This is a genomic window from Haemophilus sp. CCUG 60358 (assembly GCF_001679485.1).
Taxonomy (GTDB): Bacteria; Pseudomonadota; Gammaproteobacteria; order Enterobacterales; family Pasteurellaceae; genus Haemophilus_D.
In genome coordinates this window covers 39,558-61,007 of sequence record NZ_LZOZ01000009.1, presented here as the reverse complement: position 1 = coordinate 61,007, position 21,450 = coordinate 39,558, and the positions used below count along the sequence as shown (strand labels likewise).

The window sequence follows — 21,450 nt, the reverse complement described above, 5'->3', positions numbered from 1 at the left end:
TGAAGTCATCTGTTTTATAGGGAAAGTGTTGGTGATAAATGCAGGAAAGCAAAATTGTGCTATTTTTTTAATCAAAATGTTTATCATCATGTCTTGATATTCATACAAACAAAAAGAGCGGTCAATTTTCCAAAGGTTTTAAACTCTGAAAATGCTGACCGCCCTTTGCGTAGAATGATTAATTAAAGATCGAAATCACCGAAATCATTGGTATCGACTTTAGAGTCAATTTGACCAACAAGGTAAGAACTCACTTCGACTTCTTGTGGTGCGACTTGTACGTTGTCAGAAACAAGCCATGCGTTAATCCATGGAATTGGGTTCGAACGCGCGCCAAATGGTAATGGAAGACCTACAGCTTGCATACGGATATTGGTGATGTATTCCACGTATTGCACCAAAATATCTTTGTTCAAACCAATCATTGAACCGTCTTTGAACAAGTAATCCGCCCATTCTTTTTCCTGCTCTGCTGCGGCTAAGAATAAATCATAGGCTTCTTGTTTACATTCTTCCGCAATTTCTGCCATTTCAGGATCATCTTGACCTGCAGCCATAATGTTTAAAATGTGCTGTGTACCAGTTAAGTGTAAGGCTTCATCACGTGCGATAAATTTAATGATTTTTGCATTACCTTCCATTAATTGACGCTCTGCAAAGGCAAACGAGCAAGCAAACGATACATAGAAACGAATTGCTTCAAGTGCGTTCACACTCATCAAGCAAAGATAAAGTTGTTTTTTAAGATTACGTAATGTCACCACACATTCTTTACCATCTACCGTGTAAGTACCTTCACCATATAGGCTGTAAAGTTGGCTATCACGAATTAAATCATCGTAGTAAGAAGAAATATCACGTGCACGTTTGATGATTTCTTCGTTCGTCACGATGTCATCAAACACGATAGATGGATCATTCACAATGTTGCGAATAATGTGTGTGTAAGAACGAGAGTGGATAGTTTCAGAGAAGGTCCAAGTCTCAATCCAAGTTTCTAATTCAGGAATAGATACTAACGGTAATAATGCAACGTTCGGGCTACGACCTTGAATAGAATCTAATAAGGTTTGATATTTTAAGTTACTGATGAAAATATGTTTTTCATGCTCAGGTAACGCGGCATAGTCGATACGGTCTTGCGACACATCTACTTCTTCCGGACGCCAGAAGAAAGAAAGTTGTTTTTCAATGAGCTTTTCAAATGTCTCATATTTTTGTTGATCGTAACGTGCAACGTTAACGTTTTGACCAAAGAACATAGGCTCTTTTAATTGGTCGTTTTTGGTTTGTGAGAAAGTGGTGTATGCCATTTTTGTTTTCCTATTCCTCAGTAATTGTATTCTTTGACTCAAGTTTTCCTAGAATTTCATTAATTATTTGTATTGGAACTCTACTTCTCAATTCTTCAATAATATTTTCTCTTGAGTTACCACGAGCTAATTTATATTCAATAAGATTTTTAATGTTTTGTTTTATTGGAAACTCCTCTTGAGCACGTTCTAAACGTCTAATTCTATTATTTAATAGGCGAGTGTTTTCTAATATTTCTCCTAGTAAGTCATCCTTAGCCCTTGGTTTAGCTGAAGAAATATCTTTTATATTTTTGACTATATCTTTAAACTTTTTATCAAACTGAGGCCAATAAGTTTCAAAAACTTGCTCGAGAACTCTAGGATCTAGTCCATTTACACCTAGAGCAGTATTTAATGTTCTGACTAAATTAAACATACTTTCTTCCGTAGGGGATGTATGATTAAACTGAGCAAGGGGATCTTCAACATCCTTAGGCTCTAGATCAATAAGTAATGTACATACCCTAGCGGTAGATAGTCCTTTTGCTAAAGCACCTGCTTCAAACAAAATCCAAGGACGAACTCTATTCTCTTGTGTTAGGCATATAATCCCTACACTTGTATCCTTAAATTGATCATTTATTTCGCTAAACCAAAGAGAACCCCGATCTAAATCTCTAGTTGAAACCCAAGGGCGAGCTGCTTGTATTACGCAGCATAGCCATTCATTCAGTAATTCAGCTACAGCCTTACTCCGTTCACCAGACCAACTTAAAAAAACTTTCATAGTTTTTCCCTATAATTTTAAATCTTACACGCGCCACCAGCACAGCCGTCATCAAGATCTTCTTGAGCATCTTCTGCACCATCACGGGTGTTTTGATAGTAAAGGGTTTTTAAACCATATTTGTAAGCGGTTAAAAGATCTTTTAACAACACTTTCATCGGTACTTTACCATCTTCAAAACGTTTTGGATCGTAGTTGGTGTTGGCGGAGATCGCTTGGTCTACAAATTTTTGCATAATACCGACTAAATGTAAGTATCCGTCATTGCTTGGGATATCCCAAAGTAATTCGTAGTTGTCGCTTAAGTTTTCGTACTCAGGTACAACTTGTTTTAGGATACCATCTTTTGACGCTTTAATACTTACATGACCACGCGGTGGCTCGATACCATTAGTCGCATTTGAAATTTGCGATGAGGTTTCTGATGGCATTAAGGCGGTTAATGTTGAGTTACGTAAACCAAATTCTTGAATATCTTTACGCAAGGTTTCCCAATCATAATGTAATGGCTCTTGTGTTAAGGCATCTAAATCTTTCTTATAGGTATCAATAGGCAAAATGCCTTTTGCATAAGTGGTTTCATTGAAGTATTCGCAAGCACCTTGCTCTTTTGCTAAGTTCATAGAGGCTTTCAATAAATAATATTGAATGGCTTCAAAAGTGCGGTGAGTTAAATCGTTAGCTGAACCATCAGAATAACGAACACGATTTTTCGCAAGATAATAAGCATAGTTAATTACACCGATACCTAATGCACGACGAGCAAGTGAACTACGTTTTGCCGCCACAACAGGGTAATCTTGATAATCTAATAATGCATCAAGTGAACGCACAGCAAGATCGGCAAGTTCTTCCAATTCATCTAAGTTTTCAATTTTACCTAAGTTAAATGCGGAAAGGGTACAAAGTGCGATTTCTCCATTTTCATCATTAATGTGCTGAAGTGGTTTCGTTGGTAACGCGATTTCTAAACATAAATTAGATTGGCGAACTGGTGCCACTTGTGGATCAAACGGAGAGTGAGTATTACAGTGGTCTACGTTTTGAATGTAGATACGGCCTGTTGATGCACGTTCTTGCATTAATAAAGAGAAAATCTCAACGGCTTTAACGGTGCGTTTACGGATAGTCGGATCTTGTTCGTATTTTACGTACAGTTCTTCAAATTTGTCTTGATCCGCAAAGAATGCTTCATAAAGTCCAGGTACATCTGATGGACTAAATAAAGTAATCTCACCACCTTTAATTAAGCGTTGATACATTAATTTGTTTAATTGGACGCCATAATCCATATGACGAACACGGTTGTCCTCTACACCACGGTTATTTTTTAACACAAGTAAGCTTTCTGCTTCTAAGTGCCAAATTGGGTAATAAAGTGTCGCTGCACCGCCACGAACGCCACCTTGTGAGCAAGATTTCACTGCGGTTTGGAAATATTTATAGAATGGAATACAACCCGTATGGAATGCTTCACCGCCACGAATCTCACTGCCTAATGCACGAATTGCACCTGCATTGATACCAATCCCCGCACGTTGTGAAACATATTTTACAATAGCTGATGCCGTTGCATTAATTGAATCTAAGCTATCATCACATTCAATTAATACGCAAGAGCTGAACTGACGAGTTGGTGTGCGAACTCCAGCCATAATTGGCGTTGGTAAGGATATTTTGAAGGTAGATGTTGCATCGTAGAAACGTTTTACATAGTCCAAACGTGTTTCTTTTGGATATTTAGAGAATAAACTTGCGGCAACCAGTAAATAGAGAAATTGTGCAGACTCGTAGATTTCTCCTGTCACACGGTTTTGAACTAAATACTTACCTTCTAGTTGTTTCACGGCAGCATAAGAGAACGTCATATCACGCCAATGGTCGATGAATCCGTCCATTGTGTCCCATTCTTCACGAGTATAATCATCCAATAACGCATGATCATATTTTCCCATGCGTACTAATTTTTTGACGTGATCGTATAAACGAGGGGGATCAAAATGACCGTAGGCTTTTTTACGTAAATGGAAAATCGCTAAGCGAGCCGCCAAAAATTGATAATCTGGCGTATCTTTGCTGATTAAATCTGCAGCTGCTTTAATAATGGTTTCGTGAATGTCTGAAGTTCGAATGCCTTCATAAAATTGAATATGAGAACGCAATTCAACTTGAGAAACAGACACGTTTTCCAAGCCTTCAGCCGCCCAAGTAATCACACGGTGAATTTTGTCTAAATTGATTTGTTCAAGCGTACCATCGCGCTTTGTAACCATTAATCCTTTGTTCATGGAAGATAAACCTACTAGAGAAATGAATTTAATAAAACACAAGATGTAGTGTTGTGGAAAATGACGATGCACAAGATAGAGTGTTTTAAAATTGAATTCAAGCGGTAAATTTTTTACTTACATTATTGACAAAAGATAAGTTATTTAAAATAAATGACTTATTTTCTAAGTGATGTTTTTTTAGGCAGGATCTTTTTTTGTAAATCTTTGTAAAGAAAAAAGTGATCTGCACCCCAAAATCTGGACACCTATTTTGAGGTGCAGATTATGTCCTATTATTATCAATTTCGTTTGAAAATTATCAAACTCGTCACCGAACAGGATTATGGTATCCGTGAGGTGGCTAAACTTCATAAAATTTCCCACACTCTCGTCATTTATTGGCTAAAAGCATTTCGGGAAAGAGGGCTTGATGGCGTAAAATCGCCTCACACAAACCTTCAAACACCGAAAATAGTGAAGCCAAAGATGAAAAAGAAAGACATTGAAATTCCGGAAACCACAGACTTTTCACCTAAAGCGTTTAAAAAGTTACAACGAGAGCTCGCCTTGGCTCGTGCGGAGATCGCTTATCTAAAGGAGTTGGAGGCGCTCGACCGTCAAAAACAACGACAGAAAAAAGAAAAATCATTGAAAGATTGAAGCCGGACCACGCGTTAAATGATTTACTTCATGTGGCTAAAATGCCTCGCTCAAGCTTTTACTATAAAGAGATTAAGCGAAATTATCACGAGGTAAAAGAGGCTATCTTATCGCTGTATAAAAAGAACAGAAAACGAGATGGTTATCGCCCCATGACGTTTAAATTACGCCAAATGGGTTTTAATTTGAATCATAAAACGGTGTTAAAGCTGATGAACGAGTTAGGTATTCATTCCATTTTACGCAAGAAAAGACATGGAAAACGTGGAAAAACATCGCATATAGCCCCGAATTTACTGAATCGTGATTTTATAGCAACGGCACTCAATCAAAAATGGGTAACGGATGTAACGGAATTTCATGTTGGGCAAGAAAAGCTTTATTTTTCACCGTTGATGGACTTGGCTAACCGAGAAGTGATTGCCTATAACTTTGCAACACGCCCCAAATTTTCATTGGTAAAAAAGATGTTAGAACAAGGACTTAGTCGAATTAAACCGATAGAGTGCCCGATTATTCATAGCGACCAAGGCGTATTGTATGGCACGGCGGAATGGGTGAAAATGTTGGAGGGTAAAGCGGTTCAAAGTATGAGCCGCCGAGGAAATTGCTACGATAATGCGGTGATTGAAAGCTTTTTTGCAATATTAAAATCAGAGTGCTTTTACTCTCGGACTTATCATTCAATTGCTGAATTACAGGCTGAAATTGAAGAATATTTAGTGTATTACAACCAAAAACGAATTAAACTTGGTTTAAGAGGATTGAGCCCAGTGCAATACCGAGCTCAATATTTAAGTTAACTAACCTGTCCAACTTTTGGGGGGCAGATCACTTTTTATTAAAGTATTTATTTATTGGCTAAAATCACTGCACGAGTTGGGGCTTGATAGCCTTCGATGGTTTTACAGTGATCGTTTGGATCTAAGAAATCAATCAAACTTTCATTTTCTAACCAATCAGTTTTACGTTGTTCTTCTAATGTTGTGGTGGCGACATCTACACAACGCACATTAGTAAAGCCGACTTTTTCCAACCAATTAATGAGTGCAGCAACAGAAGGAATAAAATACACGTTCTTCATTTTTGCATAGCGATCTGAAGGTACTAATACCGTATTGACATCGCCATCAACTACTAAGGTTTCTAAGACGAGCTCGCCACCTTTTACTAATTGATTTTTTAGTTGAGTGAGATGATCAAGCGGTGATTTACGGTGATAGAGCACACCCATTGAGAATACCGTATCAAATGCTGCAAGTGGTTGCATTTCTTCAATACCTAGTGGGATTAAATTAGCTCGGCGATCGTTATTTAATAATTTTCGAACGGCTTCAAATTGGCAAAGGAAAAGTTCGGTTGGATCAATACCCACCACCATTTTTGCACCTTCACCAACCATGCGCCACATATGGTAGCCGCTACCGCAGCCCACATCTAAAATGGTACGATCTTTTAATGGCGCAAGATGAGGCAAAACACGATCCCATTTGAAATCAGAACGCCATTCGCAATCCACGTGAATATCAAATAAATGATAAGGTCCTTTTCGCCACGGCATCAATTGCTTCAAATGATGGATAATGCGTTGTTTTTCGCCTTCCGAAAGTGGGGAAGTGCGGTCAGATTTCACGGCATTTTTTAAATCAATAGTATCTGCCTGTAAATCAGGGAGAAAGTCCACGATTTTTGACCATTTGGCATAATCACCATGGGTTTGTTTTTCCCATTCTTTTAATTGCAAAGGCAACGTTTCTAGCCAAGCCGATAAATTGGTGGTGGCAATTTGCTGATAAAAAGGACGAAAATCAATCATTATTTTGCTTCCTTATAGGCTTTTTCGGCTTTCTCAAAAGTTTCTTTAACTTCATTTTCCGGTTCTCCAGACAGAAGAGAAACCACAATAATTGCTAGGCTAGCGAGAGCAAATCCAGGGATCATTTCATAAACATTAAACCACTCACTGGTTTGGGGAATCACGGGTTTCCAAGCAAAGACAACTACTGCGCCAACAACCATGCCCGCCATCGCCGCTGATGAAGTCATGCGTTTCCAGAATAAGGAGAAAAGCACCACAGGACCAAATGCAGAACCAAAGCCTGCCCATGCGAATTCAACGAGTTTTAGTACTTTGCTGTTTTCATCTTGCGCAATCCAAATGGCGATAGCGGCAATAACTAAAACCATTGCACGACCTAACCAAACTAATTCTTTTTCAGCGGCGTTTGGACGAATAAACCCTTTATAAAAATCTTCAGTGATAGAGCTTGAAGAAATTAATAATTGTGCAGAAAGTGTACTCATTACCGCTGCCAAAATTGCAGAAAGCAGAATACCGGCAATCCATGGATTAAAGAGCAATTTAGCCAGTTCAATAAATACTTGTTCTGGTTCATTATTTACTACGCTCGCAACATCAGGATTCGCAAAGAAATAAGGGATACCGAAGAAACCGATACTGATAGCACCTGCTAAGCAAATCACCATCCATGTCATACTGATGCGGCGTGCTTTAATTAATGATTTCACCGAATAAGCCGCCATAAAACGCGCAAGGATATGCGGTTGACCAAAATAACCTAAGCCCCAAGCGGCTAAACTTAATAAACCTAATGGTGTGGTCGCCGTGAATAAATCGGTGAAGTCTTTATTCGCTGCGATTTCAGCTTGATGGAGTACTTCCGTAAATTGTGATGTATCGCCCAAACTTAAAAAGATGAAGAGTGGCGTTAAAATTAAGGCAAAAATCATCAAAGTAGCTTGAATGGTATCAGTCCAACTCACCGCTAAAAATCCACCGATAAAGGTATAAATAATCGTCGCTAATGCGCCGTACCAAATGGCGGTGGAGTAGTCCACTGAGAATAGGTTTTGGAATAATTTAGCACCCGCAACCACACCTGAAGCACAATAAATCGTGAAGAATACTAAGATGATTGATGCAGACACAATTTTTAAGAGATTATGTGATGTGCCAAAGCGATGGTGGAAATATTCCGGTAATGTGAGCGCATTGTTGTTAAATTCGGTATAGATCCGTAAACGGCCCGCCACGAGTAACCAGTTAAAATAAGCCCCGAAGATTAAACCAATGGCGATCCAACCTTCTACTAAACCAGATACATATACCGCACCTGGCAAGCCCATCAATAGCCAGCCTGACATATCAGATGCGCCAGCAGACATGGCTGTCACAAAACTTCCGAGTTTACGGCCACCTAAGATGTAATCGGATAAATTGTTTGTATAATAATAGGCAAGAACGCCGATTAAAATCATGCCGAAAATATAAATACTAAAAGTAATAAGTGTTGGGTCTAAACCAAACATTAAATACCCCAAAAAAAGTCATGAAAATTTGAGAAAGGTCATATTTTACCTTATTTGGGTCTATTATTCTATTTTCCTTTTCGATAGACTTATACCATTAAAACTAAGGTCGAAAAAATGAATTCTGTTGAATTATTAATGAATGTTACGCCCAATGAAACCCGCGTTGCGTTGGTGGAAACGGGCGTTTTAAAAGAAGTTCATATTGAACGTCAAGCCAAACGTGGCATCGTGGGGAATATCTATAAAGGGCGAGTAACCCGTGTTTTACCAGGGATGCAGTCTGCATTTGTGGATATCGGTTTAGAAAAAGCCGCATTTTTACACGCTTCCGATATTGTTTCACATACCGAGTGTGTGGATGTGAATGAACAAAAGCAATTCCGAGCAAAAAGTATTTCTGAACTCGTACGCGAAGGACAGGATATTGTAGTGCAAGTGGTAAAAGATCCTTTGGGTACCAAAGGTGCAAGATTAACCACTGATATTACATTGCCTTCTCGTTATCTCGTCTTTATGCCAGAAAATAGTCATGTTGGTGTATCGCAACGTATTGAAAGCGAAGAGGAACGCGCAAGATTAAAAGCGCTAGTTGAACCTTTTTGTGATGAATTAGGCGGCTTTATTATTCGTACTGCCACCGAGGGGGCAACGGAAGAAGAATTGCGCCAAGATGCAGAATTTTTAAAACGTTTATGGCGTAAAGTGCTTGAGCGTAAAGGAAAATATCCAACCCATTCTAAAATTTATGGCGAACCCGCATTACCACAGCGTATTTTACGTGATTTTATCGGTGCTAATTTAGAGAAAATTCATATTGATTCCAAACTTTGTTTTAACGAAGTGAAAGAATTTACCGATGAATTTATGCCGGAATTAAGTGAAAAATTAATGCTTTATACGGGCAGTCAGCCGATTTTTGATATTTATGGCGTAGAACGTGGTATTCAAAATGCACTTGAAAAACGCGTGAATTTAAAATCGGGCGGCTATCTCATTATTGAGCAAACCGAAGCCATGACGACCATTGATATCAATACGGGCGCATTCGTTGGTCATCGAAATTTAGATGAAACCATTTTTAACACCAATATTGAAGCCACTAAAGCCATTGCACAGCAGTTACAACTGCGTAATTTAGGCGGTATTATCATTATTGATTTTATTGATATGCAAACCGATGAGCATCGCAATCGCGTGATTGAATCCTTGGAGGAAGCCCTATCAAAAGATCGCGTAAAAACGAATGTGAATGGTTTTACTCAACTTGGTTTAGTGGAAATGACCCGTAAACGCACACGCGAAAGTTTAGAGCATGTCTTATGTGATGAATGCCCAACTTGCCAAGGTCGTGGACGCGTGAAAACCGTCGAAACGGTATGTTACGAAATTATGCGTGAGATCATCCGCGTTAATCACTTATTTTCGAGTGAACAATTTGTGGTTTATGCTTCTCCAGCTGTGGCGGATTACTTAATTAAAGAAGAATCGCACGGTTTATTGCCAGAGATTGAGATGTTCATCAGCAAACAGGTTCAAGTCAAAACAGAACAATACTACAACCAAGAACAGTTTGATGTGGTGGTAATGTAAAAGATAAAAGTGCGGTCAATTTTGACCGCACTTTTTACTTTAACTACTTCAATCTTTCTAACTGTTGAATAATGGCTTCATCAGGTTGTGATTGGATTTTTCGCATACGTATAAAGAGTAAAGCGGCAGCAATAGTTAATGCAATGATAAACGCCACCCAGAAACCTTTTGCACCAATGCTTGGAACAATCCAATCCGTGCGGGAAAGAATATACCCAACGGGGATACCCACGCCCCAATAGGCAAGTAACGTGATATAAAGGATAATTTTAGTGTCTTTATAGCCACGTAAAATACCGCTCACGACGACTTGCACTGAATCTGAAAACTGATAAATCGCCGCCATTGCTAATAAGCTGCCTGAAAGAGCAATAACGGTGGCATTATCACCCACAATTAATGCAGCGATTTCTGCACTAAATACCCAAATTACCAAAGCCAATACACTTGCCGCGATCAAACCAAGAATAATAGCGGCGTGAGCCATGATTTTGGCTTTTTGTGGCGCATGATTACCGAGCTCTTGTGCCACTAAAATGGTTGCGGCCATCGCAATAGACATGGGGAACATAAAGGCTACGGCACTGGTGTTTAAAGCAATTTGGTGGCTCGCGACCACATCCGCACCTAATGGTGAAAGTAATAAACTACTTAAGGCAAACAGTGATACTTCACTGCACAGCGCAATGGCAATAGGCAAGCCAAGTGCGGTCAATTTTTTAAGTGTTTTGATGTCAGGTTTTTCAATAATCTTTTCAAAGACTTTCAAACTACGTTCGTTATAGTTTTTGGCCGAATAGGTAATCATCAAGATTGCCATCGCCCAGTTGACAATAGCCGTTGCCACACCACAACCGACACCGCCCAATGCAGGTGCACCAAATTTGCCGTAAATAAACATATAATTCAGCGGAATGTTCAGCATTAACCCCATGAAGGTAATCACCATGGCCGGTTTGGTCTTAGCAATGCCATCATTCAAACAGCGGAAATTAATCAGCAATAAATAGGCTGGTAAGCCCCATACCATCGCACGCAAATAATTCATCGTCACATCTGCCATGTGGGCATCCATATTCATAAACTGCAATATGAAATCATTATGATAGATGATGAGTGCAAGGGGTATCATCACTAAAAATGAAATCCAAAGGCCTTGTCTTACTTGGTGAGCAATACGATGGCGTTGTCCTGAACCATTTAAATAGGAAATTGTTGGTGGCAAGGCGAGTAATAATCCTTGCCCGAAAAGTACCAAAGGTAGCCAAATGGAGGCACCAATACCGACACCGCCAACATCAGCAGAGCTCACGCGCCCCGCCATAATCACATCCACGGTGCCCATGCCAGTTTGAGCTAACTGGGCAAGACCGATAGGTGTCGCAATTCGGATAAGTTTTTTAATATCAATACGGTATTGAGAAAAAAGACGAGAATTCATAAATTTTGCAAATTTTGCTATAATATTGGAAAAATTTTTAATGAAGGAATAATAATGTTTACAGGTATTGTACAGGGCATCGCCCAAATTCATGCAATTAAAGATAGCGATAATTTTAGAACACAGATCGTAAAATTACCAGCTGAAATGCGAAAAGGCTTAGAAATCGGTGCATCAGTGGCGAATAATGGCGTGTGCTTAACGGTGACTGAAATTCATGATGATCTAGTGAGCTTTGACTTAATGCAAGAAACCTTGCGCATCACCAATCTTGGTAACTTAAAAGCAGGGGATTTTGTGAATATCGAACGCGCGATGCAAATGGGTGCAGAAATTGGCGGACATATTTTATCTGGTCACGTTTATTGTACTGCAAGCGTTTCACAGATTATCGAAAGCGAAAACAATCGTCAGGTTTGGTTTAAATTACCCAATAAAGACGTGATGAAATATATACTCACCAAAGGTTTTATTGCGATTGATGGCATAAGCCTTACCATCGGTGAAGTGAAAGACGATGAATTCTGTGTGAATTTAATTCCTGAAACCTTGCACAGAACCTTGATCGCCAAACGCCAAATTGGTGATTTAGTGAATATCGAAATTGATCCACAAACACAAGCGATTGTGGATACAGTGGAACGGTATTTAGCAGCTAAAGCTTAGTTGGAATGAAAAAAGTGCGATAGAAAACAATGTTGTTTTTTACTGCACTTTTTATTGTATAAGATTAGTTAGCTTTAGATTTCTTCGCTTTTCTCCATTTCCAAAATAGGTACAGCGCTAAAACACCAATTAGGATATAAATCACGAGTTGGCCTTTTTTAATTTGTTCGTGTAACCAATCTAAGTTTTTCGCACCAAATTCGCCAAGGTAAACCCAAATTGGCACGGAAATAATCGCGGCGCAGAAATCAATTAATACAAAGCGAGTGTAGCTGACTCGGCGGGTGATGCCTGAAACCATATAAATTGGTGCGCGTAATCCTGGAAGGAAACGAGCTACAAATAAAACACGGTTGCCGTATTGGTCAAATTTTTCACGCACCATTTTGAGGCGTTCTAATGTTACAATTTTACGCATTGGTCGGAAACGTAAAATTCGGGTGCCGTAAATGCGACCAAGCCAGTACATGGTTGAGTCACCGGCAAGTACACCAATCATACTCACGACTAACATTAAGTGGGAATTGACGCTTTCAGGATAGAGGCCAGCGATTACACCGCCGGAGACAAGCGTGATATCTTCTGGAATAGGTACACCAAAGCCACAAATAATCAGAACAAATAGCACCGCCCAATAACCGTAATCGGTAAAAAAGCTGATAAGAAATTCCATTTGAAACCCACTTACAATCAGTTAGTTAAAATTAATTAAAAATTGGGGCTTATTTTAATCGCTTTGCCTTGAAAAGCCTAGAAAAAATTTGCTGTGTAAATTTGCATTGTGGGGCTGAATATTTTATAATCCGTCGCTCTCAAAGTTTGTCTTTGAGCAAATTTAGGAAAATTGCTGGGTCGCCTGCAATTTTTTATTTTAAACTTTTAATCAAGAGAACATTAAAATGGCATTTAAATTTAACGCTGAAGTTCGTCAAGCGCAAGGTAAGAGTGCGAGCCGCCGCCTGCGTCATAACGGTCAAATCCCTGCAATCATTTATGGTGGCAGCGAAGCACCTGTTTCAATCATCTTAAATCACGATGAATTAAACAACGCACAAGCTCACGATTCTTTCTATAGCGATGTAATCACTTTAGTGGTTGAAGGTAAAGAAGTTGCAGTGAAAGTTCAAGCAATGCAACGTCACCCATTCAAACCAAAATTGGTTCACATTGACTTCAAAAGAGCATAATTCAGTATTTACGCTATCTAAAGTCATTTTTAATTCCGAAACCTTTTCTTATTTTTAGGTTTTAAAGTTTAATAAAATCAATGAGTTTCAAAAACGTTTCGGAACGTGATTTGTGACAAAAAAAGGCCCTTCATTTGAAGAGCCTTTTTTATTTTGTGGGATTGAGTGGTTTTTCTTTTCTGATGTAATGTTGAGTAGTACGTGCAGAAGTATGACCAAGTTGTTTTCTTGCTCGTTCATCATCAATCATTAATGAAAGGTCTGTTGCTGCTTTCGCTCGAAGATCTCTCAATTGCACTTGGTTGATCTCTTCGGCTAGCTCTTTATATTTTCTTGATGCCGCATTACGGGTGTCTTTGAAATAATCTGTAAGCGATCTCCGCTCGAGTTTTCGTCCCCATTTATTCGTAAACAGAAACTGATTTTCTTCAGTGATCCGCTTGTCGATAATCTCTTTTAGTTTACCTATAACTTTAATAGCAACACGTTTACCTGTTTTTTGCTGTGTAATATGCAGTAAATCGTTGTAAATGTGCGAACTATGGATTTTAACCACGTCTATTGGACGTTGTCCGGTTAAATACATCACATCCATAATGTCTTTCATATCCCCTGTGGCGCAGTCGTAGATTTTATCCAAGATATAATCTTCAATGTACACATCACGGTAATTCACTTTGAATTTTTTTACCCCTGTGGACGGGCTAATCTTTTCAGTATACCCCCATTCTCTCGCCATGCTCCAAATGTGACCAAATAACCCAACTTCGATATTTGCGGTTGGTTTAACGTCTTTTCTCCAATCTAAATATTCACGAATGTGTATAGGCTCTATTTCATCAAGAGTAAATGGTGGATCTTGGAAGTATTGGCGTAATTTCTTTATTGCCTGAATGTTTGAGTTTCGAGTGTTCTTCGCTTTTTTAAGCGGCACAACTTCTTTTTCATATCGTTCAAGCACTTCAATGAAAAGGATATTATCTTTTTTCGTCAGATACTGCATATTAAGCTTTGCTGCTTCCAGAATAGCAATGTGCTTATCTTTACCTAAAGCAACTTCTTTTTTATCGGCCATCGTGTAGTAGTAATAAACTACGATTGAGCCGTCCGCTCTTTTGCGATTCCGACACACCAAACCTTGTGGCAATCCTTGATTAATTCTTTTTCTTGGGCGTGCCATAATATCCCCCTTACTAACTTAATACTGCAGACCGCCTTCTTTCCTTTGTTTGGGTAATCTGCTGCACTTTCTCACCTTTCAAAATCTTGTCGCCATCAGATCGTAGTACAAGCGGGAACTTCCTATTTCCTTTTGGATGAAGAAAAGGAATTCCGAACTCATTTAAGCTTTTCATCTGATATTTAGGACAAACATATCCAGTTATTAAAGCTAATAATTCTGGACTGCAGTATTCATCAAAAAATTCTCTTTCCATAAAAGCTCCAATAGAAATTCATTATTCTTTTGATTTAAACAAAGCTGCTTGTATTTCATTTACTGCTTTGTAAACTCTGTATCTTTGCGATACTGGGATTTTTAATCCTCCAGGATACATTTCAAAATGCGAGTATCCATTTCCGATCCAAAATCTAGCTTTATTGTTTTTGTTATCCACGGTAAATCTATCTACAACCCAATCAAAAGGATTGTTCTCTAGATTGTCTATTAATTCTTTCCACGGGGTGACAGGTTCTCGTTTTAGCAATCTGCAAATAAATAATGGTGTAAAGTTCATTTTTTCGCTCCAATAAAAAACCGCCCATAAGAGCGGTGGTTTGTTAATATTGTTGTGTCTGTTCGGTGTGACAGATTTTGCCGTCACAGTCTTGATTAAGATTTAGGGCGTGCGCCATATACACCACAAATGCACACACGAGCGTAATGATTAATTTGTTCATTTTCTGTTCCTTTTGTCGGATTTTAGGTGTGAGAATCCGCCACACGATTTTTCAAAAGTGCGGTCGGATTTTGTGGTGTTTTAGATGGTGGTTTCGACTTTGCCGAAGATTTTTTCGTTAAAGCTGCGGATATGCTTCAGTACGCGCCAGTTTGTTTCTGGATCTGCTTCAATGTCGACGGTGATACGTTTCACTACTTCGTTGAAGCGGCGTAGTGTGTTGCGATATTCAACAGCATTATCTCTTGCTTCTACGGCGAATTTTGAACCGATGGCAGCAAGCGGGCTGTAAAGCTCGTGCAGTAGGTTGTTGTTGCGTCGGAATGCGAAGCACGCCCAAGCTACGGTTTGCAGTTCATATTCGGTAAATTCAAAACTGAATTTCTTTTCAGGTTCTGGCAAGGCTAATTGCTGTGGTTGAAGTTGATATTTTCCTGTTTTTCTAATTGCTGGTAAAACTTCTGAAGTTATCCAACGTTTTACTTTTTTAGCTTGCTCTAATTTTGAACTCAAGACTAATGAATACATTCCGCTTTCATTCACGAAGATAACTTGAGCACGTTTATTGATAGTATTCACGATCTCGCGTTTTGCTAGGTCGTCAGAATCAACGTGTTTTCTTAACGCGTCATGTGGATTTTTATATTGCAACAATTCTGCAAGCTGAGTTGCTCTAAAAAAGATTTCATTGTTTTCTACAATGGTTTGAACAGGAGTGTTTTCAAAATTGAAAATTGTAAGATTTGACATTTTGTAATCCTTGAACTATTTGTTGAACAAGCCACTTTCGACAGTGGCGTCGGGAGGTTCGAAAACCCCGTTCAAGGAAAGGGCTGGACGTATTTCCCGAAGGTATTGTATTAGTCGCCCTCCCGACATAGTCAGGATTACGGATATAAAAAAATCGCCTTGCGGCGATCAGTTGAACTATCCGCCTTGAACATATTGAGGTTTCGACACCTTAAGGCGAATAGTATTTTAGTTTTTTACAGCTGTCAATTAGATTTTATTCATTGAGCTGTTTAGTCTTAGGATTTTGTAAATTACCGGTTCTTCATCAATGTATTCAACCAATACATCCACTAAGAAAATCTTATGATAAGGGTATTCTTCATTTAAGATCATCTTTTCTTTGAGGGTTTTATCTTCAAATTTTACTCTTACAGGTTTGTTAGATACTGCAGGGATAATAGCCCGATCTTGTGCTTTACTTTGTGCATCAGCAGTTGATGACCAATATAGCGGAGTATTGTGTAAGGTGTTATCGTCACGCTCTTTCAGTAGTCTTAGTTCACGATTAATATTGTTTTGAGCTAATCCTGCTAAAGTATTGTCACCGTGCAGGTGAATATGAACATCGCCCTTATTATCCGTTACTTGAAGGTTAAATTGCGCTTTGGGGTCGATTGCAATCGGCTCTAAAATATTGCTCGCATTTTTTAACATTGTCGGTGTGAGTCGTTCAGGTCTTTCTCCTTTATTCATTGCCCAATCAAAAATCATTTTGAGATGTCCTCCAAATTCTAAAATGGCATTTGCTTGTTCTATGAGGGGATAGGTGCTTGAAACTAATGCGGCAAGCTCAACAAGAAAACATCCTTGCGTTATTTTTTCAACATAGATGTGCTGTTCACAAGGCTCTATGTCAATTTTATTATCTTGGATAAATTGGCGATATTCTGCTGCGATGCCTTCCATACTTTGGCAAAAAGTAGAGAGTTGTAATGGTTCGCTATTATCGATTTCAATGAGTAGTTTCATATTTTTGTCTATCGTGTAATGTGCTTCAGCTACCATAACCGCTCCTGGATTTAGATACAAAAAAAGCCACTTAATTGTGGCTATCGACTTTCTATTTAAAGTACTGTTATCTTAATCCGAAGTAAGGGCGGTGTCAATGTAAATCAATTCTATAAATCTTCTTCCTTAACGAAAATAGTTATAGAGGCGAAAGCTATTCATCTTTCGGCGGTTCTGGAAGTGGTTGCCAGTGAGAGACGTAATAGCATTGATGTGGACTATTTCCGTCATCGCAATAAAACTTACCCTCCATCAAGTACCCAATAAACTGATGAGATCCAAAGTCACTAAGTATATCCATACCATAAAGCAAAACAGAGCAACTCTCGCCGTCCTCGTTGACCGGAGGCAATCTATCACTACACTTAATCCAGTCGTCATCTTTCGGATAATCTACAATTTCTGGTTTTTCAAGGACGTAATCAAAATCGGAACAACGCTCATCTTTCTCCTCTTCGGTTAACGTTTTTTTCTTGCATTCGGCCTTACCTAAAACCACACCATAAACGGCATACGGTAAATCATTACTCTCATAATTTTCGTATTCGTCCATGTCGTCTGCAAATTCGTGAGCCTCGACAGCGCCAGCCAAACAAGTCTCTCTTGCTTGCTCTAATGTTTCACACAAATTAATAATGTGGATATCGTTTGATATATCTACTGAAAAATATTTGGTCATTTTGTCATCTCCAATTAATCAACTAACACACTTAACAAACAACATCCAATGCGTATTATTTAGCCTACCGGATTTATGTCCGATAATAGGTGTTGCCCCAATTGCGGATAAAATCTCTTTTACTGTAATTTGAGTTTCGGCCCATTTAAAAATTAGCGTGCCGCCGTCGTCTAATACCCTCATGCACTCGTCAAAACCTTTTTTAAGCTGCGTTCGCCAATCCTCGTCAAGCCGTCCGTATTTTTTGACTAACCAAGATTTGTCACCGCCTTTTATTAAGTGAGGAGGGTCAAAAATAACGCATTTGAAAGATTTATCAGGGTATGGCATATCAGTGAAGTCATGGATCACATCAGGCGATACTTCTAAATGTCTAATTTTGTCACGATCCTTAAAACTTAGTTTTTGTTTTCTTATATCTGCAAAAAGTACATTTGGATTATCCTTATCAAAGTAAAACATTCTACCGCCACAGCAAGCATCTAGAATTGGTTTCATCTTATCTCCTTTAAAACAAAAGGCGCTCCAAGTGAGTGCCTATTGGGTTGTTAAATATTAATTCACCACGGTTTGCAAATATCAGGCACTTCAATGACCATAATTTGCTCTGGTTTTATTCTTTTGTACTTAATCCAATATTGGACGATTTCCAATGCCTCTCCCTCGCTGACTGTTTCCCTCGTCTCTCTAACCATTCCCCACTCACGTCCAAATTGGCACTCAATGACAACGTATCTTTTGCCATTTGATACTTGTACGTCCTGTCTAAACATCTTTTACTCCACGAGAGATAAGCCATATTTTCAAATTAAAAAAGAAAGCTTCTTCCGATAACTTTCTTTTTTGGTGCCTATTAAAAATAATAAGAGTATAAAGAATGATTAGATCGGCAATCATCATATTTAATACGGTTTCCATATTGATCAACTATCATTTATTTTTTATTACCGCTCACTTACCTTGTAAAGCAAGAAACTCGCTTTGTTTAATTTCGATTAGGCACTCTGGGATTTCTGGAAATTTATCACCACCAAAACCCTCTGATTTTTCTGGTATTGATACGATAAAGTAGCCACTTGCAACACCACATACCGACACATAACCAGTGCGATAGCCAAACACCCAGCAAGTAAGTTTTAATTTTCGCAACATAAAATCATTAAAGCTTGGATATTGATTTAAAATATCTCTAATGCTTTGAATTTTAGCGTTAAATTCCTTACCAGCTTTTGTTCTGCCATTTCCAGTGATGACAACTTTCTCATTTTCAACTATTTCAAATTTATAGGTCTTATCCTCTTTTATTTTGGCAAATTCATCGCTATCTAAACTACAAACAATTCCAAATATATTACGTTCACTTCCTCTCCAGCATTCATAAAATGGGATAGTGTCAAAAATAGCGTCAAGTTTTTTATCTCTGACCTCTCTATCTTTCCGCCATTGCTCATCTAATGATTTAATAGGCTCAACGTCTAATTTGCATTTAAAATATCTAAAATTTGGTTTCATTTCTGTTCCTTATTCTTATCTGTGTAATTAACTAATTCACGGATTTTCTCACGCACAATCTCAAGAGCTTTTTCTAAACTCCGTTCTTTTTCGTGAAGTTCCGCTAATTCGTGTTCTGCTTGTTCTTTGTTCATGATTCACCTAAAAGAAAACCGCCTTATTTGGCGGTCTCAATCATTTTTAACACTCGGCTTTTACTTTCTTTTACGTGAAAGGCAAAACCATCTTTTGTCACTATGAAAGTTAAGTTATTTACAACATCTACGCTTTCTATTTCATCAACATAAATCTCACCAAGCTCGCCAGTAATGGACGTTAGAGTTATTTTCTTACTCATAACTCACCCCTAGAACGGAATCCCGTCTGAAAGATCATCTTGTTCAGCCATTGCACTTAATGGCTCATGTTTTGCTTTACTTGGTTTTGCTTGTTTAGGCTCATCTTGGCGACCGCCTAACATCTGTAAGTTATCACCTTGAATTTCTGTAGTGTAACGGTCTTGTCCGTTGCTATCTTGCCATTTACGGGTTTTTAATCGCCCCTCAATATAGACTTGCGAGCCTTTGGTAAGATATTGACCTGCGATTTCAGCTAATCTGCGGTAGAGTACAATGCGATGCCATTCTGTTTGAGTTTTTTTCTCACCGGTATTCTTGTCAGTCCAGCTTTCACTTGTTGCCACTGTAATGTTTGCTACTTGCTCACCGTTTGGCATTGTGCGGATTTCTGGGTCATTTCCTAAAAAGCCCACGATAATTACCTTATTAATTCCAGCCATTAGCTCATCTCCTGTATGAGTTGTTGATAATATTCTTGAGCTGCATTAACTCGCTCTTTGATTTCTTCGATGATTTTGTCATCACGCTTAACCGTAACAGTTGTAATGCGTTTTGATTGTGGTATTTGCTCCACTAAATCAATGTACCGTGTCGGGTCGTCATAGCTTGATAATTGGTCATAAGGAGTGGGGAGGAGGACAAAGTCAATTTGAGCCTCTTCACAATCCCATAGCCACATATAACCTTGCATTTGGATTGTATAACCGGATTTCTTAGCTTTTTCTTCCGCCTCGTCTGTAAAGAAAGGGTGCGAGCCAATATCCCACGAGCATTTTGTATCAATGATCAGCTTTCTGGTCGGAACGTAAATATCACATTCACCAGTAATCCAATCGTTTTCCCGTCTTTCTTCATTTTTCTTTAACGCCAACCCACGCTTGCGACCGCTTAATTTAATAGCCTGTTCTTCAAGTGCAATGCCTTTTTCGGTATACTTGTTACCCTCAAAATCTTGATAGCCAAATAGGTCATATTTAACTATCTTTCTTACCGCACTTTTAGCTGTGGCAGATATACCGCCACCGCTTTTCGGTTTAACCATTAAATCAGCAAGCCCAGAGCATCTAGCCTTCAGTTTGTACATTTCCATTCTCAACCGCCTCTAATTCCGCAATCTGCTCTTGACTAAACTCATAAGCACCACTATCGCACAAGTCTTGTAGAGTAGTTTCACCGTTGATAATGCTTTGCTTGCAGTTGTTAAACGTTTCATCATCTACAACTGCTACAAATTCGGCATTTTGAATATTGTCGGTGTAGTTGAACTCTTGATTTTCCACATCTTTCACAACGGCTTGGTCGGCTAATACTGCTTGTTGCATCTCAACCGATAATGGAGCTTGTTTTGATAGTAGTAACTTAGTTACGGTTTTTAATGCCATCGCCTCAAAATTGTCATGCCATACGCCAAAGCCTTTCTTAAATGTCTGACTGTAACGTTGAGCGTGTTTAACGATGTCATCGTGGCTCATATAAAGCTCGGCAGAGAAGTTATTCGCCAAAAGGAAATAAGCGTAATATCCGATTGGATTTTCGTCTTTTTCAGGCTCTTGCTCCCAATCAAACTCAAATCCGTTTATAAAGTCTTTTTTGAGCAGTTGTTTTTTATATACTGGCAAAGCCACCAGTCTTTTAAATTGCCCAGAGCGTTGAGCAAGCTGAATAAACCCCTTATATCCAATTTGGAATTGAGCCTCTACTTTTCGCTCTTTGTTATTCTTAAAGGGCACGATATAGGCAAAACCTAGCCCGTTTTGAAGTGGTAGGTTAAGCGTTGCCGCCATACAGGCAGCGTTAAAAATGCTCATTGGGTCTGCTGTCTTAAGCATTGAGTTACTGTTTGCGATTTGCATTACGCTTGTCGCAAAGGTGGCCGCATTTTTTCCGACAAGCTCTTTAATCTTATTTTGAACATTCGCACTTTCAAAAAATGTTTTAAGCGCAGGTGGCTGTTTATTTTGTTGATTTTGGACTTGGTTTGTCATCTCGCCCCT

Annotated in this window: 25 protein-coding genes; 5 read left to right on the top strand and 20 right to left on the bottom strand. The window is 38.8% G+C overall.

Features of this window, described 5'->3' with window-relative positions:
* Window positions 1–182: 182 nt before the first annotated feature.
* From nrdB to nrdA, 3 genes are read right to left on the bottom strand one after another with little or no spacing between them, the layout of a single operon-like run.
* Window positions 183–1,313, bottom strand: a complete 1,131-nt coding sequence (gene nrdB, locus A9500_RS03950) for a class Ia ribonucleoside-diphosphate reductase subunit beta (protein WP_014065539.1) — start codon at window positions 1,311–1,313, stop codon at window positions 183–185.
* A 10-nt stretch (window positions 1,314–1,323) separates the two neighbouring features.
* Window positions 1,324–2,082, bottom strand: a complete 759-nt coding sequence (locus A9500_RS03945; RefSeq protein WP_065243987.1) for a TIR domain-containing protein — start codon at window positions 2,080–2,082, stop codon at window positions 1,324–1,326.
* Between the two features lie 17 nt (window positions 2,083–2,099).
* On the bottom strand, window positions 2,100–4,370 hold the full coding sequence (nrdA, locus tag A9500_RS03940; protein WP_065243986.1) for a class 1a ribonucleoside-diphosphate reductase subunit alpha: 2,271 nt from the start codon (window positions 4,368–4,370) through the stop codon (window positions 2,100–2,102).
* Between the two features lie 267 nt (window positions 4,371–4,637).
* Between nrdA and A9500_RS03935 the strand changes: the two genes are divergently transcribed.
* Window positions 4,638–5,012 carry a helix-turn-helix domain-containing protein gene (locus A9500_RS03935; protein WP_065243985.1) on the top strand — a complete coding sequence of 125 codons (375 nt, stop codon included), beginning with the start codon at window positions 4,638–4,640 and terminating at the stop codon, window positions 5,010–5,012.
* A complete protein-coding gene (locus A9500_RS03930) occupies window positions 5,009–5,815 on the top strand; it encodes an IS3 family transposase (RefSeq protein WP_179854555.1) in 807 nt (268 codons plus the stop codon). The genes A9500_RS03935 and A9500_RS03930 overlap by 4 nt, the downstream gene beginning before the upstream one ends.
* A gap of 47 nt (window positions 5,816–5,862) precedes the next feature.
* Here A9500_RS03930 and cmoB read toward each other — a convergent pair whose 3' ends face one another.
* Window positions 5,863–6,828 (bottom strand): tRNA 5-methoxyuridine(34)/uridine 5-oxyacetic acid(34) synthase CmoB, encoded by a 966-nt coding sequence (gene cmoB, locus A9500_RS03925; protein ID WP_065243984.1) that lies wholly within the window; start codon window positions 6,826–6,828, stop codon window positions 5,863–5,865.
* Window positions 6,828–8,342, bottom strand: coding sequence for a sodium/proline symporter PutP (gene putP / locus A9500_RS03920; RefSeq protein WP_065243983.1), 1,515 nt, complete (start codon window positions 8,340–8,342; stop codon window positions 6,828–6,830). The genes cmoB and putP overlap by 1 nt, the downstream gene beginning before the upstream one ends.
* Window positions 8,343–8,459: 117 nt before the next feature.
* Here putP and rng point away from each other — a divergent pair, with 117 nt between their 5' ends.
* Window positions 8,460–9,935: a ribonuclease G gene (gene rng, locus A9500_RS03915; RefSeq protein ID WP_065243982.1), complete on the top strand. Its 1,476-nt coding sequence runs from the start codon at window positions 8,460–8,462 to the stop codon at window positions 9,933–9,935.
* A 43-nt stretch (window positions 9,936–9,978) separates the two neighbouring features.
* On the opposite strand, the gene A9500_RS03910 is transcribed toward rng, so the two are convergent.
* The gene (locus A9500_RS03910; RefSeq protein WP_065243981.1) at window positions 9,979–11,376 is read right to left on the bottom strand and encodes an MATE family efflux transporter; all 1,398 of its coding nucleotides are present in this window, start codon (window positions 11,374–11,376) and stop codon (window positions 9,979–9,981) included.
* A gap of 54 nt (window positions 11,377–11,430) precedes the next feature.
* Between A9500_RS03910 and A9500_RS03905 the strand changes: the two genes are divergently transcribed.
* On the top strand, window positions 11,431–12,042 hold the full coding sequence (locus A9500_RS03905; protein WP_065243980.1) for a riboflavin synthase: 612 nt from the start codon (window positions 11,431–11,433) through the stop codon (window positions 12,040–12,042).
* A 64-nt stretch (window positions 12,043–12,106) separates the two neighbouring features.
* On the opposite strand, the gene A9500_RS03900 is transcribed toward A9500_RS03905, so the two are convergent.
* Window positions 12,107–12,715 (bottom strand): DedA family protein, encoded by a 609-nt coding sequence (locus A9500_RS03900; RefSeq protein ID WP_065243979.1) that lies wholly within the window; start codon window positions 12,713–12,715, stop codon window positions 12,107–12,109.
* Window positions 12,716–12,941: 226 nt separating this feature from the next.
* Between A9500_RS03900 and rplY the strand changes: the two genes are divergently transcribed.
* Window positions 12,942–13,229: a 50S ribosomal protein L25 gene (rplY, locus tag A9500_RS03895; RefSeq protein WP_065243978.1), complete on the top strand. Its 288-nt coding sequence runs from the start codon at window positions 12,942–12,944 to the stop codon at window positions 13,227–13,229.
* 148 nt (window positions 13,230–13,377) lie between these two features.
* On the opposite strand, the gene A9500_RS03890 is transcribed toward rplY, so the two are convergent.
* From A9500_RS03890 to A9500_RS03830, 13 genes are all read right to left on the bottom strand, one after another.
* The gene (locus A9500_RS03890; RefSeq protein ID WP_065243977.1) at window positions 13,378–14,409 is read right to left on the bottom strand and encodes a tyrosine-type recombinase/integrase; all 1,032 of its coding nucleotides are present in this window, start codon (window positions 14,407–14,409) and stop codon (window positions 13,378–13,380) included.
* Window positions 14,410–14,422: 13 nt separating this feature from the next.
* On the bottom strand, window positions 14,423–14,665 hold the full coding sequence (locus tag A9500_RS03885) for a hypothetical protein (RefSeq protein ID WP_065243976.1): 243 nt from the start codon (window positions 14,663–14,665) through the stop codon (window positions 14,423–14,425).
* 21 nt (window positions 14,666–14,686) lie between these two features.
* Entirely contained in the window at window positions 14,687–14,965 is a 279-nt protein-coding gene (locus A9500_RS03880; RefSeq protein ID WP_065243975.1) for a hypothetical protein, read from the bottom strand.
* A 243-nt stretch (window positions 14,966–15,208) separates the two neighbouring features.
* On the bottom strand, window positions 15,209–15,877 hold the full coding sequence (locus A9500_RS03875; RefSeq protein ID WP_065243974.1) for a BRO family protein: 669 nt from the start codon (window positions 15,875–15,877) through the stop codon (window positions 15,209–15,211).
* Between the two features lie 249 nt (window positions 15,878–16,126).
* On the bottom strand, window positions 16,127–16,924 hold the full coding sequence (locus A9500_RS03870) for a hypothetical protein (RefSeq protein ID WP_065243973.1): 798 nt from the start codon (window positions 16,922–16,924) through the stop codon (window positions 16,127–16,129).
* Window positions 16,925–17,081: 157 nt separating this feature from the next.
* Entirely contained in the window at window positions 17,082–17,606 is a 525-nt protein-coding gene (locus tag A9500_RS03865; protein WP_065243972.1) for a DUF551 domain-containing protein, read from the bottom strand.
* 18 nt (window positions 17,607–17,624) lie between these two features.
* Entirely contained in the window at window positions 17,625–18,104 is a 480-nt protein-coding gene (locus tag A9500_RS03860; RefSeq protein WP_065243971.1) for a class I SAM-dependent methyltransferase, read from the bottom strand.
* Window positions 18,105–18,557: 453 nt separating this feature from the next.
* Window positions 18,558–19,118, bottom strand: a complete 561-nt coding sequence (locus A9500_RS03850; protein WP_065243969.1) for a DUF5420 family protein — start codon at window positions 19,116–19,118, stop codon at window positions 18,558–18,560.
* Entirely contained in the window at window positions 19,115–19,252 is a 138-nt protein-coding gene (locus A9500_RS10705; RefSeq protein WP_179854554.1) for a hypothetical protein, read from the bottom strand. The genes A9500_RS03850 and A9500_RS10705 overlap by 4 nt, the downstream gene beginning before the upstream one ends.
* Before the next feature lie 23 nt (window positions 19,253–19,275).
* Window positions 19,276–19,455, bottom strand: a complete 180-nt coding sequence (locus tag A9500_RS03845) for a hypothetical protein (RefSeq protein ID WP_065243968.1) — start codon at window positions 19,453–19,455, stop codon at window positions 19,276–19,278.
* A gap of 9 nt (window positions 19,456–19,464) precedes the next feature.
* Window positions 19,465–19,896 carry a single-stranded DNA-binding protein gene (gene ssb / locus A9500_RS03840; protein ID WP_065243967.1) on the bottom strand — a complete coding sequence of 144 codons (432 nt, stop codon included), beginning with the start codon at window positions 19,894–19,896 and terminating at the stop codon, window positions 19,465–19,467.
* Window positions 19,896–20,546 (bottom strand): translocation protein TolB precursor, encoded by a 651-nt coding sequence (locus tag A9500_RS03835; protein ID WP_065243966.1) that lies wholly within the window; start codon window positions 20,544–20,546, stop codon window positions 19,896–19,898. The genes ssb and A9500_RS03835 overlap by 1 nt, the downstream gene beginning before the upstream one ends.
* Entirely contained in the window at window positions 20,521–21,441 is a 921-nt protein-coding gene (locus A9500_RS03830; RefSeq protein ID WP_065243965.1) for a recombinase RecT, read from the bottom strand. The genes A9500_RS03835 and A9500_RS03830 overlap by 26 nt, the downstream gene beginning before the upstream one ends.
* Window positions 21,442–21,450 lie beyond the last annotated feature (9 nt).